Genomic DNA, 14,697 nt, shown 5'->3' with positions numbered 1-14,697 from the left:
GTGTATCTAATCTATGCAACACCGTTATAATTGTATAAATAAACAGACATAATGTCTACCATTACAGTTTATTTCTAAAGATTTCCGTTTATTTTGACGTTATTCTTATGACGATTTGTTGAATTTTCCAAACAAGTGTAGACGTAAAAAACGCCATGGATGGCGTTTTTAACAATCATCTTTTTTATTTGAATCGACTAATTTGCGTGTAATAGATTCTCTTTCTGCAGCGGGACGATAAACCCCGAATTCCTCTGCAAATTCTTCCCGGAATTGTTGAACGACTTGGTCACATCCTGGAACTAAAAATGGATGCTTTTTCATCGCACTTCACCTCACTTTTTTCTTAGTATGTGGGGAACTGCTATTTTTTACACGTTAGAAAAAAACGTTTTTTGAAGTTCTTGAATAATGCATCTCCTAACAATAAAGGGCAAACCCTAATGCAATCAGTCAGGTCGTTTTACCGATTGGTCCAATTGATAGATAAAGGCAAATACTTCTGCCACCGCCTGATACAAATTCGGAGGAATTTCTTCATTAATATCCAGTTTTGAAAGTAACTGTACTAAGGATGGGTCCTCCTGAACAGGTATTTTGTATTCATTTGCAATCGAAAGGATTTCATCAGCCGTTGCTCCCTTTCCTTTCGCGATGACTCGTGGTGCAGCAGACCTACTTTCTTCATATTTCATAGCGACGACGGATTTACGTACATTTTTGTCACTCATATCGAAAAGTCAACCCCTTGTGATCCAACATCAATGGCGTTGTAGTTTTTTCGGTGTTCTACCTCTAATGCTGGCTTTTCCACTTTTACTGAAGAGAGAATGTACTCTAGCTGTCCTAGCTTCTCCTTTAATGGGTCTTTCAGACTGGAAACCAGTGATTGGAGTTCTTCATTTTCATTAATAATCTTTATAGATATGATTCGATTCTGAACATTCATATCAATAATCGTTTCATTTAAATGTGAAAGGTCCAGATAAAATAAAATTCGGCTATAATTTTCATCAATTTTCCCATTCGCTTCTTTTTTGGTATCCCATCTCATCAAAATATCGCTCTTCCATTCATTGAATTGGATGGGAAGCTGATAAAAGAGCGATGTGAATGATTGATTTTCGGAAGAATGGATCAGTTGTTGTCCTGTAATTCGGTTCACAAGAGCTTCTACTTTTTCACGGATGTTGAGAGGGAGGTCCATATCAAGTATTTCTAGCAAAACTGCCTTTAATTGTCCAGTTTTATTCAATTCATTCAACTGTTTATGAATAAGGTCAGATTCAATGGTCAACCCGAGTCCTTTTACTAATTCAACTAAACTAAGTTTAGGTGAACTTGGAGAAGGGCGGTCCGTTAATTGAGTATATTGCTGCCAATCTTCATTGTTAAGTTTTGAAATCAATTTTTGAATGTGCGATTCTGCTTCCGGGACTGTCATGTTCAGATTAAGAATTTTTAGTAACGCTTGATCTGATAGTTGTCCTCCCTTATCAGATCTTACTCCTATTGCATGAGTTGATTTATCTAGCGGAAGGATCTTAAGCTGATTCAACAGCTTCTGTGCAGCTTCTTTTACAGTCAGGTTTTCATTTGTGTCAACTGCGAGCTGTAGGAGTTGTTTTACCCCAGACAAAGCTCCGTCTTGGTTCGTAATGGTTAATAGTCGTTGGATGAAAGCTTGGACATCGCTCAGAATCTTTGTTTGCTTGCTTGATGACTGGAGAGTATCCTTCAACGATCGTAGTTCAACCACTAACGGTTCTTGTTCTTGTACTTGGTATAGTGCACGAAATACCGATTCTGTCGGCGGATAATTTTTAATGATCATCATCTTAATCGCTTGAATACTGCGATCTAGTGATTTTGAATCATCTATCCACTTTTCCGTTTTTCCGAGCAACTCCTTCGTAATCGGTATTTGCTCTTCTGCTAACGTTTGTAACAGTGATTTAATTGCAGGGGAACTACTTTTTTGGCCAAGAATCCGCAGCATCGAAGCCTCATCATTTCTGCCTAAAACTTTCAGCAATGGAAGCTCGTCGGATTTATTCGTCTGTACTTGAAACAAGTACTGCTTATCCATTGATAATCCGGTATCAAGCTGAGCGGTCAGCCGCTTCCCAGCTAACTGGATTTCTGCAAAGTTCCCTGGGAATAATGCTAACACTTTCCCAGAGAAGATCTGACCGGATTTCAATATCACCTTTTGGTTGAACCGCTCTATGTTTTGGATGATCGATTGGATTGGCAATGTTTTCATTGTATGTATTCCGCCTGCCTTCATTCTGGATAGGGCAGCCATTCGAATAAAATGATACCGCTATCTGGTTACCCTTTCTTTTATTATCGTCAAACCTTCTCAGATTGTTTGATTTGTTCTGAAACTGGAGCAAATGATTTTCGATGAATCGGGGTTGTGCCGTGAATCTGAATTGCAGCTAGATGATCCCTTGTAGCGTATCCAGAATTCGCAGCGAACGAATAGTGCGGATACTTCCGACTGTAATCAGACATGATCCGATCTCTTGTCACCTTAGCAACGATCGATGCTGCCGCAATCGAATTACTCGCAGCATCCCCTTTAATTATGCTTTCTTGTTCGATTCCGATAGGGAGTTTCATCGCATCAATTAATAAATAATCAGGGTGCAGTGCGAGATCATCAATTGCTAGTAGCATTGCTTTTTTACTCGCTTCATAAATGTTAATACGATCGATTTCTTCAGCAGTAACCATTCCTACACCGATTGACACTGCCTTTTCGATAATCTCTTCATAAAGCGACTCACGCTTAGATACTGATAACGCTTTTGAATCATTCAGACCTATAATCTGTTCGTTTCGATCTAAAATTACTGCACTGGCAACGACCGGTCCAGCGAGAGGTCCCCTTCCGACTTCATCAATACCAGCAACACGACTGAATCCATTTACCTCGCAATGGTCCTCATATTTTGACATTCTTATGTATTGATCCTGGAGCATCTGTTCCTGTACTTTGCGCTTGCACCATTGCTCCCACAGTTTTTGCACACCTTTACGGGAATCATTTTGTATACATTTCAAAACCGATTCTTCCGGTTCACTGTTTTCATCCTGTAGAAGAGTACGAATTTCTTGTATCGTTTTCGTCTTCATCGTAAATGGCTCCTTCCTATTCGGTCCACATAGAAAAATAGGCCCTGTCTTTGAACAGAGCCAAAATAATTCTTTCTACACAAAGATCAATCCAAATAATCTGATGGACGCTCGAAGGTAAGAGCTCCTAGTTTTTCAGAACGGATATCCCTTAAAACAATTTCAGCAGCTTTATCATAATCCACTTCACCACCGCGAAGCAGGCATCCCCGTTTTCTTCCGATTTCATCAAATACTTCAATCGGGGGTGCAGTAACATCTTCAAGTTTATACCTTTCCAATAAGCGTTCTGGGTACACTTCTCTAAGGTACCGAACCGCAAAGAGAGCTATGTCACCAAAATCGAGGATTTCGTCTTTAATCGCACCGGTTACAGCTAGGCGATAACCGGTTGTTTGATCCTCGAACTTTGGCCATAGTATACCTGGTGTATCTAGTAACTCGAGCTCTTTACCAACTTTGATCCATTGCTGTTGCTGTGTGATCCCAGGCTTGTCCCCAGTTTTAGCAATTTTCTTTTTGGCAAGACGATTGATCAGTGTTGATTTTCCGACATTCGGTATTCCGAGAATCAATGCTCTGATCGCTCGGGGCTTAATTCCTTTTCCTATCATTTTAGCTATTTTATCTTTCATAAGCTCTTTAGTATTGGTACTTATTTTTTCGAGCCCCTGTCCCGTTTTCGAATTGACCGTTAACGTCAACAACCCTTTATCTGCAAAATAGTTTTCCCACATTTTCGTTGCTGCTGGGTCTGCCATATCAGATTTATTAAGAAGCACAAGCCTTGGCTTATGCTCTACAATTTGATCGATCATTGGGTTCCGTGATGACAACGGTATCCGAGCATCAACTAACTCAATAACGACATCAATCATTTTCAGTTTTTCTGTAATTTCTCTTCTTGCCTTTGCCATATGTCCAGGAAACCATTGAATTTGCATGCTGTTCACCTACTCCAAGACGTTAAAATGTTGTAATGGCCAAAAAATGACATTAGCCTCTCCGATAACCCCTTCCAAAGAAACGGTGCCGATGTTACGGCTGTCTTTGCTGTGCCGTCGATTATCTCCCATGACGAACACATGCCCCTCTGGAACAGTCGCTTGGCCAATCTGGTTATCAAGTTCAAAATTATACGTAAGGTTACCCTCTGAAAGCGCTTGTTTGTATTCTTTTAAATAAGGTTCAGGAATGGCCTTTTCGTTTACGTATAGTTTGTCATCCTTATACTCAATCTTATCCCCTGGTAAACCGATAATTCGTTTAATATAATCTTTACCCTCTGGTGCATGAAAGACGATAATATCAAATCGTTCCGGTTCACCAATCGTGTAACTTAGCTTATTCACAATCAACATATCTTGGTGATGCAGTGTCGGCATCATCGATTCTCCATCAACGATGATAGGAGCAAAAATAAAATAACGGATTCCTGCCGCAATGACCAGTGCTATTAATAGTGCCTTCACCCATTCCCAAGATTCGCTTTTTCGGCTAGCCATTTCCCCACCCCATTTAGAATCAATATCTCTTTTTCATTCTATTATATAAAATTCTTTACAATGAATCATTAAAAAAATATGTATGATTATACTTTCTTTAAAGTGTAAAAAAGGAGCTTGTCTCCAAGCTCCTTCTTAATTATTTCTTTATCGAATTTCTTTGATTCGAGCTGCTTTTCCGCGTAATGCACGTAGATAGTAAAGCTTCGCACGACGTACTTTACCACGGCGAACAACATCGATCTTAGCGATTTTTGGAGAGTGTACTGGGAATGCACGCTCTACTCCAACTCCGTAAGAAATCTTACGTACTGTAAACGTTTCGCTGATGCCAGATCCACGGCGCTTGATTACGACACCTTCGAATACCTGGATACGTTCACGCGTCCCTTCAACGACTTTAACGTCAACACGTACAGTATCTCCTGCACGGAATTTAGGTAAATCACTCTTTAATTGCTCTTTTGTGATATCTTTGAAAAGTTGTTGCATCGGTATTCCTCCTTCCTTACAAATGCTCTTGTCAATGCTTTTGTATCATTGCAGCGGAACATCGTAATCTACTGGCATAAGCCACAAAGACTATCATAGCATAAACCTTGGTTTGAAGCAATGAAATTTGCATAAATCGTTATTTTCCTTTACGCTCTTCCAGTCCTCTCAGCCACTGTTTTTCTTCGCTTGTACGATCACCCTTATCTAATAAATCTGGGCGACGCTCGTATGTTCTCCTGACAGATTCCTTTTCCCGCCATTTTTGTATTTTTGCATGATCTCCTGATAATAAAACGTCAGGTACTTTCAGCCCTCTGAAATCTGCAGGTCTTGTGTAGTGGGGGTGTTCTAGAAGTCCTGATGAATACGAATCCTGTTGCGAAGATTCAGCGTTTCCAAGTACGCCCGGAAGCAATCGAGTCACACTGTCTACAACGACCATGGCTGCTAATTCTCCGCCTGTCAGGACGTAATCCCCGATTGAAATTTCGTCGGTTACAATATGTTGTCTGATCCGTTCATCATACCCCTCATAATGTCCGCATACAAATATGAGATGATCCTCTTTGGCAAGCTCCTCTGATTTCTCCTGTGTCAATCTTTCTCCTTGAGGACACATTAAAACAATCCTCGGACTTGCAGAGTCTTTTGTTAACGATTCTACTGCATCGAAGATCGGCTGTGGGGCTAAAACCATACCCGCACCTCCGCCATAAGGATAATCATCTACTTTTTTATGTTTATTTTCAGCGAATGCTCGAAAGTCAATCACCTTAAACTGAACAGCACTTTTTTCTTGGGCTTTTTTAAGAATAGAGCTATTCAAAACACCCTCAAACATTTCTGGAAATAAACTTAAAATATCTATCTTCATTCCAGTAACCCTTCCATCGGTTCAATCCAGACTTTTTTATTAGCGGGATCTACCTTTTTTATAATAGGATCGATGTAGGGTATCAAGTACTCTTTTCTTCGCTCCTCATTATAAACGACCCAGACATCATTTGCTCCTGGAGAGAGGATGTCCCGCACTTCGCCGATTTTATTTTCATCCATCGTATAGACGTCACACCCGATAATTTCATAGTAATAGTATTCTCCTTCAGGAAGGTCAGATAACGTTTCCTTTGAAACCTTCAACATCCCGCCTTTATAGCCTTCAACATCGTTGATAAATGGATGATCCTCGAAAGCTACCAGATCAAACTGCTTGTGCTTCCTGTGAGATCTTACCTTTAATGGCTTAGAACCATCACGTTCAGGATGAAACAAATATAAAGTGCTGCCTACCTCATATCTTTCCTCTGAAAAATCGGAACGCGTAATTACACGGACTTCACCTTTAATACCGTGCGTATTCACAATCTTTCCTACATTCAGCCATTCGCTCATAAACGTTCCCCCGATCATTCTTATTACTATGTTGAATAAACATCATCAAATCTATACTAAAAGAAAAGCGTAAGCGCCCTGTTAGGTGCGATAAAGAAAACAAGGCTAGTGCCGAGCATAGCGAAGGCGATCGCCTATGTTGCACTTATGCCTGTGGTGCAAGCGATGGAGATTCTGGAACACAACACGCTTTTTGTGTTTGTGGAAGAATCGAAGCGACTCGAGCACCTGGGCGCTAGAGCTAGACAAAGAAAAGCGTAAGCGCCCCTGGGTAGTCAGGAATGTCACGGGAGGACCACCGAGGTGGCAGTCGCCGTCGCAGGGGGGTGAAATGCTCCGTGTGACAGGGCGCTGGATCTAGGCATTACATCTTCTAAGCAAAAATAAATACCCTCTTAATCTTCAAAGAAAAGGTGAGGATTATCGCCCCCACCTTTTCTAAACAATCTCTAAATTTATCTTTTTCTTTTCATTCGTTCCAGCAGCATTGATCACCGTTCGGATGGCCTTTGCAATCCGCCCTTGCTTTCCGATTACTTTCCCCATATCTTCATTATGGACCCGAAGCTGGTATGTGATCGAATGATTGCTTTGCACTTCTTCGATGTGTACTTCATCTGGATGGTCGACAAGAGCTTTTACGATTGTTTCGATCAACTCTTCCATCTAAGTCACATCCTATACTATTTTTGGTTTTTGGCGTTGTGGAGCTTTTCCATTAGACCAGCGTTAGAAAAAAGGTTACGGACAGTATCAGACGGCTTAGCACCCTTCAACATCCAATCAAGAGCCTTTTCTTCATCGATTTTTATATCAACTGGCTGTGTTACTGGGTTGTAGTATCCAATTTCCTCAATGAAACGTCCGTCACGAGGAGAACGTGAGTCTGCAACTACTAAACGGTAAAATGGAGATCTTTTTGCTCCCATACGCTTTAAACGAATTTTAACTGCCATATCTATAATTCCTCCTGTAATATTCTGTATAGTTTTTATATTTTTCACGGTAATTTATACCGATCCAACCTGTTTTAATGTGTGTTCAAAAAGTAGACGAATCAGAAACAACACTGGCTAAGAACGTCACGTCCTGTGACAACGCCAGTACTAGCACGTCCTGTGCGTCGAAAGTTCGAGGCGCGACTGTTTTGAGGACCAGAACGTATGCTATTAATACGTGAGGACCGGAAAAACCGAGCACGAGAATTATCTTCTATCGTAATTCTTCGAACGCAGAAAAAGTGTACTTCTTTTTCAAGGAACGAAGAAATTCGCCGTTTATCAACGAGCGGTACTTGCACGAAGACTACGAGTTGTACCGAGGAAGCTTACCTCGGAACGTTTACTTGTGGACGCAGGTACATGAGCCCTTGGATACTTTTTGAACTTCCTTACATGAATGGAAACTTCATTCCACCCTTTTTCTTACCTTTGGACATGTTGGTCATTTGCTTCATCATTTTCTTCATGTCCTCAAATTGCTTCAAGAGTCGATTGACCTCTTGAATCGGGCGACCACTTCCTTTTGCGATTCGTTTCTTACGACTGGCATTAATGACTTCTGGCTGCAGCTTTTCATTTTTGGTCATCGACTGAATAATCGCTTCAACATGGTTAAGCTGATTTTCGTCGACTTTGACGTTTTTCAACTGCTTCATCTGTCCAGCACCTGGAAGCATTCCCAGCAATTCATCTAGCGGTCCCATGCTTCGGACTTGTGTAAGCTGTTCTAGAAAATCATCGAATGTAAAGCTCATCGTTCGCATCTTCTGCTCGAGCTCTTTCGCCTTCTTTTCATCGACATTCGTTTCTGCCTTTTCAATGAGTGAAAGGACATCTCCCATGCCAAGAATTCTTGATGACATCCGTTCAGGATGAAAAGGCTCAAGTGCATCAAGTTTTTCGCCCATACCGACAAATTTAATCGGCGTGTCCGTTACAGATTTAATCGATAATGCAGCCCCGCCTCGTGTATCTCCATCAAGCTTCGTCAGCACAACACCCGTAAGACCTAGTTGGTCATGAAAGCTTTGTGCAACATTGACAGCATCTTGTCCGGTCATCGCATCAACGACGAGAAGAATTTCATCTGGGTTGACGGCTTCCTTAATGTTCGAAAGCTCTTCCATCAATCCCTCATCAACGTGTAAACGTCCAGCAGTATCGACAATCACATAATCTTGATGCTCTTCCTTTGCTTGTTCAACACCTTGTTTCGCAATCTCAACAGGACTAGTGTCTGTACCAAGATCAAACACTGGCATACCTAGCTGCTTACCTAATGTTTGTAACTGGTTGATTGCGGCAGGACGATATACATCGGCTGCAACAAGTAAAGGATTTCGGTTATGCTTCTTCCTTAAATGGTTCGCTAGTTTCCCAGTTGAGGTCGTCTTGCCTGCACCTTGTAAACCAACCATCATGATCACAGTTGGCGGACGGTTTGCAACAGCAAGCTTACTTTGCTCCCCACCCATTAGTGCGGTCAATTCCTCATTGACAACTTTTACGACTTGTTGACCAGGTGTAAGACTTTCCAGAACTTCTTGACCTATAGCACGTTCCTTCACTTTTGCGATGAATTGCTTTACAACCTTAAAATTAACGTCAGCTTCAAGTAATGCCAATCGAACCTCTCGCATCATTACTTTTACGTCCGCTTCGGTAACTTTTCCTTTACCTCGGACTTTTTGAAGTGTTTGTTGAAGTCGGTCGGCTAATCCCTCAAATGCCATAATTATGCCGCCTCCTAATCCAATTTCTCGATCCGATTGATCAAATTAAGAAGTTTTTCCTTATCGGATTGCTTCTCAGCTAGTTGACGAAAATCGGTCAAGAGTTGATTACGCTGTTGGTATTTCTCGAGAAGCCCAAGCTTTTCCTCATATTCATCAAGCATTGATTCTGTTCGCTTGATATTATCGTATACGGCCTGACGGCTGACTTCATATTGTTCGGCGATCTCTCCAAGGGACAGGTCATCGAGGTAATAAAGTGCCATATAGTTCCGTTGTTTCGGAGTTAATAACGCATGATAAAAATCGAATAAATAATTAATCCGCGTTGTTTTCTCGAGCACCGGATCACCCCTTGTTAAGCGAAATGCCTTTACGTGTAATTATATTACATGCCCTTGATTTCATTGTCAAGTTTTTTTCTTAACAGAGGTGGAGAAGGTACGGTGCTTCCGGTTTCGAATTAAACCAGTCATACTGGACATCATCACACCTATAATATGGGAATGTTTGTCATGCAAACCTCGAATTTTGGACGCTTCCTCCTAAAATGCGGAAGATTCTATCAAGAAAACCTCTTGTTCAGGACGCTCCCGCTAATTTTTCGGAAAGTTTTGATGAAAAAAGGCGCCGTTTCCTAATTTCAGGAGAGGACGCCTTGGAAACCGGTTAGCAAAGCCGGAATTCACGCAAAGTATAGAACCGGTAAGCTCCGATGTAAAATGAATTTTTTTTCAAGATCTCTATTCTTCTTCCGTTTCACTCATTATATCGGCAAACAGTCCATATACAAATTGGTCTGGATCGAATTCGTAAAGATCCTCTACCTTTTCACCAAGACCGACAAGCTTCACAGGGATGTCGAGTTCATGACGGATAGCAAGAACGATACCGCCTTTTGCTGTTCCATCCAATTTTGTTAACACAATTCCTGATACATCAGTTGTTTTACTAAACGTCTTCGCTTGGCTCATCGCATTTTGTCCTGTTGTCGCGTCCACTACAAGCAAAACCTCGTGTGGCGCTCCTGGGACCTCTCTGCTGATGACCCGCTTGATTTTTTCAAGTTCGTTCATTAAATTCACTTTGTTTTGTAATCGGCCGGCGGTATCGCATAACAATACGTCCACCTCTTTTGATTGAGCAGATTTAACCGCATCATAAACGACTGCAGCAGGGTCTGATCCCTCGCTATGCTTTACAACATCAACACCGACACGATCGCCCCATACTTCTAATTGCTCAATTGCTCCAGCACGGAATGTATCGCCCGCTGCAAGCAAGACCGATTTTCCTTCCGACTTCAGCTTGTGTGCCAGCTTCCCGATCGATGTCGTTTTCCCGACTCCATTGACTCCTACAAAAAGTATGATGGTAAGCTCGTTTTCTTGAAGGTTGAGCTTTGAATCCTCATTTTCTTTATGAAGAAGCTCTGCAAGCTTTTCAGAAATGACCGATTGGAGTTCAATCGTCTCTTTAATGTTCCGAGTTCTAGCTTCATCCTTCAATTCATCAATCAGATCCATTACAGTAGCGACACCCACATCTGCTTCGATCAAAATTTCTTCTAGTTCTTCAAAGAAATCTTCATCCACTTTACGATATCGTTTGACAAGATTATTCACTTTACTCGAAAAGGATGTCCGTGTCTTCGTCAAGCCATCCTTGAATTTTTCAGTAACCGTATCACTTTGTGTCGTCATCTTTTCTTTTAACTTCTTAAAAAAACTCATACATTGCCTCCTACGTGCCTATGTTGTGACAAGTTCTTTTGATTCCTCTAATTTAACCGAAACAAGATTTGAAACACCTGATTCCTGCATCGTTACTCCATACAATACATCGGCTTCTTCCATCGTTCCTTTACGGTGAGTAACAACGATGAACTGAGTTTGTTTACTGAAGGTTCGTAAAAACTTGGCGAATCGGCTTACATTCGCATCGTCAAGAGCTGCCTCCACCTCATCAAGAATGCAAAACGGAACTGGACGAACCTTTAAAATTCCAAATAACAGAGCTATCGCAGTGAGTGCGCGTTCTCCCCCAGAAAGTAAGGCAAGATGCTGAAGCTTCTTACCTGGTGGCTGCGCAAGGATATCTACACCGGTATTCAATAAATCCTCTGGATCCGTTAACTGGAGATCTGCCTTCCCCCCGCCAAATAATTCTGTAAAAATCGTTCTGAAGTGTTCACGAATTTCGAAAAACGATTCACTGAAGCGACGTGTCATTTCTTCATCCATTTCATTAATGAGTTCATATAGGGTTGATTTAGCTGCGTTCAAATCATCCCGTTGTTCGATTAAGAAGTTATAACGCTCAGACACCCGTTCATATTCTTCTATTGCTCCGAGGTTGACCGTGCCAAGCTCTTCAATTGCACGTTTGATAAGTCTTACTTTCGTTCGTGCTTCATCTGCCGGCATCGTCAACGTATACTTTTCTTTCGCGCGTTCATATGAGAGCTGGTATTCCTCACGAAGATGGTTAAGACGGTTTTCGAGCTCAACATCGAGACGATTCAATCGGACCTCTTCGTGATGGATTGCGTCAGTCATTTGCTTATATTGACGCTGGATTTCTTTTAATTCAATCTCATGATCCTCTGTTTCTTTCTGTCGCCCAGATCGTTCCTTCCGTCGCTCACCAATCAATTGGACTGTAGCGTCTTTATCTTTTCGGAGGCGGATAATCGTTTGATCTAGAGATTCCTCATCCGATGCACTCGTATTTACGGCTTCTTCCAGTAACCAAAATTCCTCTTCTGCTTCCTCGATGAGTTTAACCGTCTCATTTGTTTCCGACCTTAACCTTTCCACAGTCTCTTTTGTATTTGAAAATTGTTGTTCTGACTGCGCAAAACTAACCTTCAATGAAGTGATTTCTTCCTTTAAATCTTCTTTGGAAGTTTGCTGGTTCTTCTTTTGATAGGTCAAGCGTTCAACCTGCTCTTCAAGCTCTTTCGCTTTCGATTCCGATTGTTTCAAATTATCTTTTAAGGTAGACAGACGGTTCTCAGTCGATGTTTTTTCAGAATCATACGTTCCTTTTTCACGATCGTAAAGAGAAAGGTGTTCATTGATATTCCTTTCTTCGAGTTCAATCTCACGAAATTCGCCTTTGAATTGTTGTTCCTGGAGACGAACCTTTTCACCGCTTGTCCGTAATTGTTCAAGTTGATCCTTTTTAAGCTTTAACGATTCCTTTCCCTCTCGAACCTCTTTTTCTAACCTGTTCGTCTGTTCTTCCATTTCAATGAGCTTTTCCGTAAGAGATTCAAGCTCTCGCTGCCGGGATAAAAGAGAAGTGTTTTTTTGCTTTACACTTCCGCCTGTCATCGATCCGCCGGGATTCACAACGTCTCCTTGAAGCGTTACAATCCGAGTTCGGTGGTTCAATAGGCGTGCTAGTGCGTTTGCGCCTTCCAAATCTTTAGAAATAACAACATTCCCGAGTAAATTTTCAATTACATTTCCATAACGAGCATCGAAGTTTATCAGGCTCGATGCGATTCCCATGTATGAAGGGTGCTGACTGATTTTCTGCTCGTCATGAGGAGATAGTTTCCTGCTTTTTATTACGGAAATCGGAAGAAATGTAGCCCGTCCTAATCGTGTCTGTTTTAAAAATTTGATTGCTGAGCGTGCGTGCTCATCTGTCTGGACAACAATGTTTTGGGTTGCTGCTCCTAGTGCCGTTTCAATCGCAGCCTCATGCTCTTTGTCAACCGAGATCAATTCTGCTACGGCACCTTCAATACCGGTAAGCTTTTTATTTCGTTCTTTTAATATTTCTCGAACCCCTTGAAAAAACCCACTGTAATCATCTTGCATTTCTTCAAGCATTTCCTTTTTCGAACGGAATTGTTGGATAAATTGATAAGCCTTATAAAGCTTAGATTCACGGTCTGCAAACTTCACTTCATCATTCTCAATTTCTTTTTTTAATTGCATAAACGAATTTACTTGGTTTTCAAGCTCCTCTCGTACGTAGCTAAGCTTCGCTTCCAAACTTGTTTTCCGATCAAATATGGTTTGCCGTTGAATAATATATTGTTCGTTACGGGCATCGAGCTGAATCGATTTATTCGATTGCTGGTTAAGTTGTTCAGTAAGATATCTCAACTCGTTTTTAATCGATGCTTGTTCGTTAAGACAGTCGAAATATTCACTTTTCAATTGTTCTAATTCTTCCTCAATGTTCTTATCAATGAGCTCAAGCTGGCTTTCTTTCTCCATCAGCTGTTTCTGAACACGATCCATCGTTTTTTCACGCTCTTGCAACAGCTTTTCTTCAACTTCTAGCTTCTCCAAAAGTGCTCGTTTTTTCTCTTTATCCTTTTGAATCCGCTCTGTCAGCTGTTCTTTATTTTGATGGTAGTTCTTTTTACGCTCACGCATGACCTCCCGCTTACCTTCAAACTTTTCAAGCTCTTCACTTACTGTGAGTAGTACATCTTGAAGCTCGTCGATCGATTCATCGAGCGCAGCAAGCTCATCCCTGATTTTTGTAATTGTTGCACCTTTTGTATTTATGTCAGTTTGCAGCTTTAATTCGTCGTCTTTAAATCGATTCAATTCATTTGTTTTTGTTTCCCATTCGCTATGTAATTCTTCAATTTCATGCACAAGCAGCGCTGACTCGATTATTTCAAGCTCAGCCTTTTTATCTAGGAAGTCACGTGCAATCGATGCTTGTATTTTAAGAGGTTCAACCTGGTCCTCGAGTTCATACAGGATGTCCTCTACCCTGTTCAGGTTTTCTTCTGTTTCCTTCAGCTTTTGCTCGGCTTTTAATTTTCTTGTCTTGTACTTTAAGACACCGGCTGCTTCCTCAAAAATTCTCCTTCGGTCTTCAGGCTTGCTGCTCAGGATTTCCTCTACCTTACCCTGACCAATGATCGAATACGCTTCTCTACCAAGACCTGAATCCATAAAAAGATCGATAATGTCTTTAAGACGACATTGTTGTTTATTGATCAAGTATTCACTATCACCAGAACGATAGACACGTCGAGTGATACTGATTTCATTATATTCGATTGGTATATGCTGATCTTCGTTATCTAATGTTAGAGTTACTTCTGCAACATTCAGTGGTTTACGTGAATCACTGCCTGCAAAAATGATATCCTCCATTTTTGATCCGCGCAGTGATTTAGCGGATTGTTCACCAAGCACCCAACGAACAGAATCTGAAATATTACTTTTACCACTGCCATTCGGTCCGACAACAGCTGTCACACCCGGAACAAATTCAATTCCGATCCGCTCAGCAAACGATTTAAATCCAACAACATCTAAACGTTTGAGGAACATTCTGAATCCCCCTTCACAAGTTTCAACTCATATATTTTATCACAAACGTGAAGTCTGCAGAAGAACACCGGCAAATTTCCGCATAAATGTCGTTTCATGCTACAATGAT

General features: G+C 41.2%; 15 protein-coding genes. All 15 read right to left on the bottom strand.

Going from position 1 to position 14,697, the window contains the following annotated elements; translation table 11 throughout:
• Positions 1 to 168: 168 nt before the first annotated feature.
• Entirely contained in the window at positions 169 to 324 is a 156-nt protein-coding gene (locus MOJ78_RS09765) for an alpha/beta-type small acid-soluble spore protein (RefSeq protein WP_304980990.1), read from the bottom strand.
• 125 nt (positions 325 to 449) lie between these two features.
• The gene (locus MOJ78_RS09760) at positions 450 to 731 is read right to left on the bottom strand and encodes an EscU/YscU/HrcU family type III secretion system export apparatus switch protein (protein WP_304980989.1); all 282 of its coding nucleotides are present in this window, start codon (positions 729 to 731) and stop codon (positions 450 to 452) included.
• Entirely contained in the window at positions 728 to 2,266 is a 1,539-nt protein-coding gene (locus tag MOJ78_RS09755; protein WP_304980988.1) for a hypothetical protein, read from the bottom strand. The genes MOJ78_RS09760 and MOJ78_RS09755 overlap by 4 nt, the downstream gene beginning before the upstream one ends.
• Before the next feature lie 89 nt (positions 2,267 to 2,355).
• Positions 2,356 to 3,144 carry a ribonuclease HII gene (locus MOJ78_RS09750; RefSeq protein WP_304980987.1) on the bottom strand — a complete coding sequence of 263 codons (789 nt, stop codon included), beginning with the start codon at positions 3,142 to 3,144 and terminating at the stop codon, positions 2,356 to 2,358.
• An 86-nt stretch (positions 3,145 to 3,230) separates the two neighbouring features.
• Positions 3,231 to 4,088 carry a ribosome biogenesis GTPase YlqF gene (ylqF, locus tag MOJ78_RS09745; protein ID WP_304980986.1) on the bottom strand — a complete coding sequence of 286 codons (858 nt, stop codon included), beginning with the start codon at positions 4,086 to 4,088 and terminating at the stop codon, positions 3,231 to 3,233.
• 9 nt (positions 4,089 to 4,097) lie between these two features.
• The gene (gene lepB, locus MOJ78_RS09740) at positions 4,098 to 4,649 is read right to left on the bottom strand and encodes a signal peptidase I (RefSeq protein WP_304980985.1); all 552 of its coding nucleotides are present in this window, start codon (positions 4,647 to 4,649) and stop codon (positions 4,098 to 4,100) included.
• Positions 4,650 to 4,796: 147 nt separating this feature from the next.
• Positions 4,797 to 5,141: a 50S ribosomal protein L19 gene (gene rplS, locus MOJ78_RS09735; protein WP_304980984.1), complete on the bottom strand. Its 345-nt coding sequence runs from the start codon at positions 5,139 to 5,141 to the stop codon at positions 4,797 to 4,799.
• A 139-nt stretch (positions 5,142 to 5,280) separates the two neighbouring features.
• The gene (trmD, locus tag MOJ78_RS09730; RefSeq protein ID WP_304980983.1) at positions 5,281 to 6,018 is read right to left on the bottom strand and encodes a tRNA (guanosine(37)-N1)-methyltransferase TrmD; all 738 of its coding nucleotides are present in this window, start codon (positions 6,016 to 6,018) and stop codon (positions 5,281 to 5,283) included.
• Positions 6,015 to 6,536, bottom strand: coding sequence for a ribosome maturation factor RimM (gene rimM / locus MOJ78_RS09725; RefSeq protein ID WP_304980982.1), 522 nt, complete (start codon positions 6,534 to 6,536; stop codon positions 6,015 to 6,017). Before rimM ends, trmD begins: the two co-directional genes overlap by 4 nt.
• 438 nt (positions 6,537 to 6,974) lie before the next feature.
• Positions 6,975 to 7,202 carry a KH domain-containing protein gene (locus MOJ78_RS09720; RefSeq protein WP_304980981.1) on the bottom strand — a complete coding sequence of 76 codons (228 nt, stop codon included), beginning with the start codon at positions 7,200 to 7,202 and terminating at the stop codon, positions 6,975 to 6,977.
• Between the two features lie 17 nt (positions 7,203 to 7,219).
• Positions 7,220 to 7,492 (bottom strand): 30S ribosomal protein S16, encoded by a 273-nt coding sequence (gene rpsP, locus MOJ78_RS09715; protein ID WP_304980980.1) that lies wholly within the window; start codon positions 7,490 to 7,492, stop codon positions 7,220 to 7,222.
• A gap of 434 nt (positions 7,493 to 7,926) precedes the next feature.
• Entirely contained in the window at positions 7,927 to 9,270 is a 1,344-nt protein-coding gene (gene ffh / locus MOJ78_RS09710; protein ID WP_304980979.1) for a signal recognition particle protein, read from the bottom strand.
• 14 nt (positions 9,271 to 9,284) lie between these two features.
• Positions 9,285 to 9,614 carry a putative DNA-binding protein gene (locus MOJ78_RS09705; RefSeq protein ID WP_304980978.1) on the bottom strand — a complete coding sequence of 110 codons (330 nt, stop codon included), beginning with the start codon at positions 9,612 to 9,614 and terminating at the stop codon, positions 9,285 to 9,287.
• Positions 9,615 to 10,013: 399 nt separating this feature from the next.
• The gene (gene ftsY, locus MOJ78_RS09700) at positions 10,014 to 11,003 is read right to left on the bottom strand and encodes a signal recognition particle-docking protein FtsY (protein ID WP_304980977.1); all 990 of its coding nucleotides are present in this window, start codon (positions 11,001 to 11,003) and stop codon (positions 10,014 to 10,016) included.
• 18 nt (positions 11,004 to 11,021) lie between these two features.
• Positions 11,022 to 14,588, bottom strand: coding sequence for a chromosome segregation protein SMC (smc, locus tag MOJ78_RS09695; RefSeq protein ID WP_304980976.1), 3,567 nt, complete (start codon positions 14,586 to 14,588; stop codon positions 11,022 to 11,024).
• Positions 14,589 to 14,697 lie beyond the last annotated feature (109 nt).

It is taken from the genome of Alkalihalobacillus sp. AL-G (assembly GCF_030643805.1).
Taxonomy (GTDB): Bacteria; Bacillota; Bacilli; order Bacillales; family Fictibacillaceae; genus Pseudalkalibacillus.
This window is presented reverse-complemented; position numbering and strand designations above follow the sequence as displayed.

Coding starts and splice junctions, on each gene's coding strand:
- rimM (WP_304980982.1), bottom strand. CDS start 6,536: ATGAGCGAATGGCTGAATGTAGGAAAGATTGTGAATACGCACGGTATT.
- MOJ78_RS09750 (WP_304980987.1), bottom strand. CDS start 3,144: ATGAAGACGAAAACGATACAAGAAATTCGTACTCTTCTACAGGATGAA.
- MOJ78_RS09720 (WP_304980981.1), bottom strand. CDS start 7,202: ATGGAAGAGTTGATCGAAACAATCGTAAAAGCTCTTGTCGACCATCCA.
- MOJ78_RS09765 (WP_304980990.1), bottom strand. CDS start 324: ATGAAAAAGCATCCATTTTTAGTTCCAGGATGTGACCAAGTCGTTCAA.
- smc (WP_304980976.1), bottom strand. CDS start 14,588: ATGTTCCTCAAACGTTTAGATGTTGTTGGATTTAAATCGTTTGCTGAG.
- trmD (WP_304980983.1), bottom strand. CDS start 6,018: ATGAAGATAGATATTTTAAGTTTATTTCCAGAAATGTTTGAGGGTGTT.
- ffh (WP_304980979.1), bottom strand. CDS start 9,270: ATGGCATTTGAGGGATTAGCCGACCGACTTCAACAAACACTTCAAAAA.
- ylqF (WP_304980986.1), bottom strand. CDS start 4,088: ATGCAAATTCAATGGTTTCCTGGACATATGGCAAAGGCAAGAAGAGAA.
- lepB (WP_304980985.1), bottom strand. CDS start 4,649: ATGGCTAGCCGAAAAAGCGAATCTTGGGAATGGGTGAAGGCACTATTA.
- MOJ78_RS09755 (WP_304980988.1), bottom strand. CDS start 2,266: ATGAAAACATTGCCAATCCAATCGATCATCCAAAACATAGAGCGGTTC.
- rplS (WP_304980984.1), bottom strand. CDS start 5,141: ATGCAACAACTTTTCAAAGATATCACAAAAGAGCAATTAAAGAGTGAT.
- rpsP (WP_304980980.1), bottom strand. CDS start 7,492: ATGGCAGTTAAAATTCGTTTAAAGCGTATGGGAGCAAAAAGATCTCCA.
- ftsY (WP_304980977.1), bottom strand. CDS start 11,003: ATGAGTTTTTTTAAGAAGTTAAAAGAAAAGATGACGACACAAAGTGAT.
- MOJ78_RS09760 (WP_304980989.1), bottom strand. CDS start 731: ATGAGTGACAAAAATGTACGTAAATCCGTCGTCGCTATGAAATATGAA.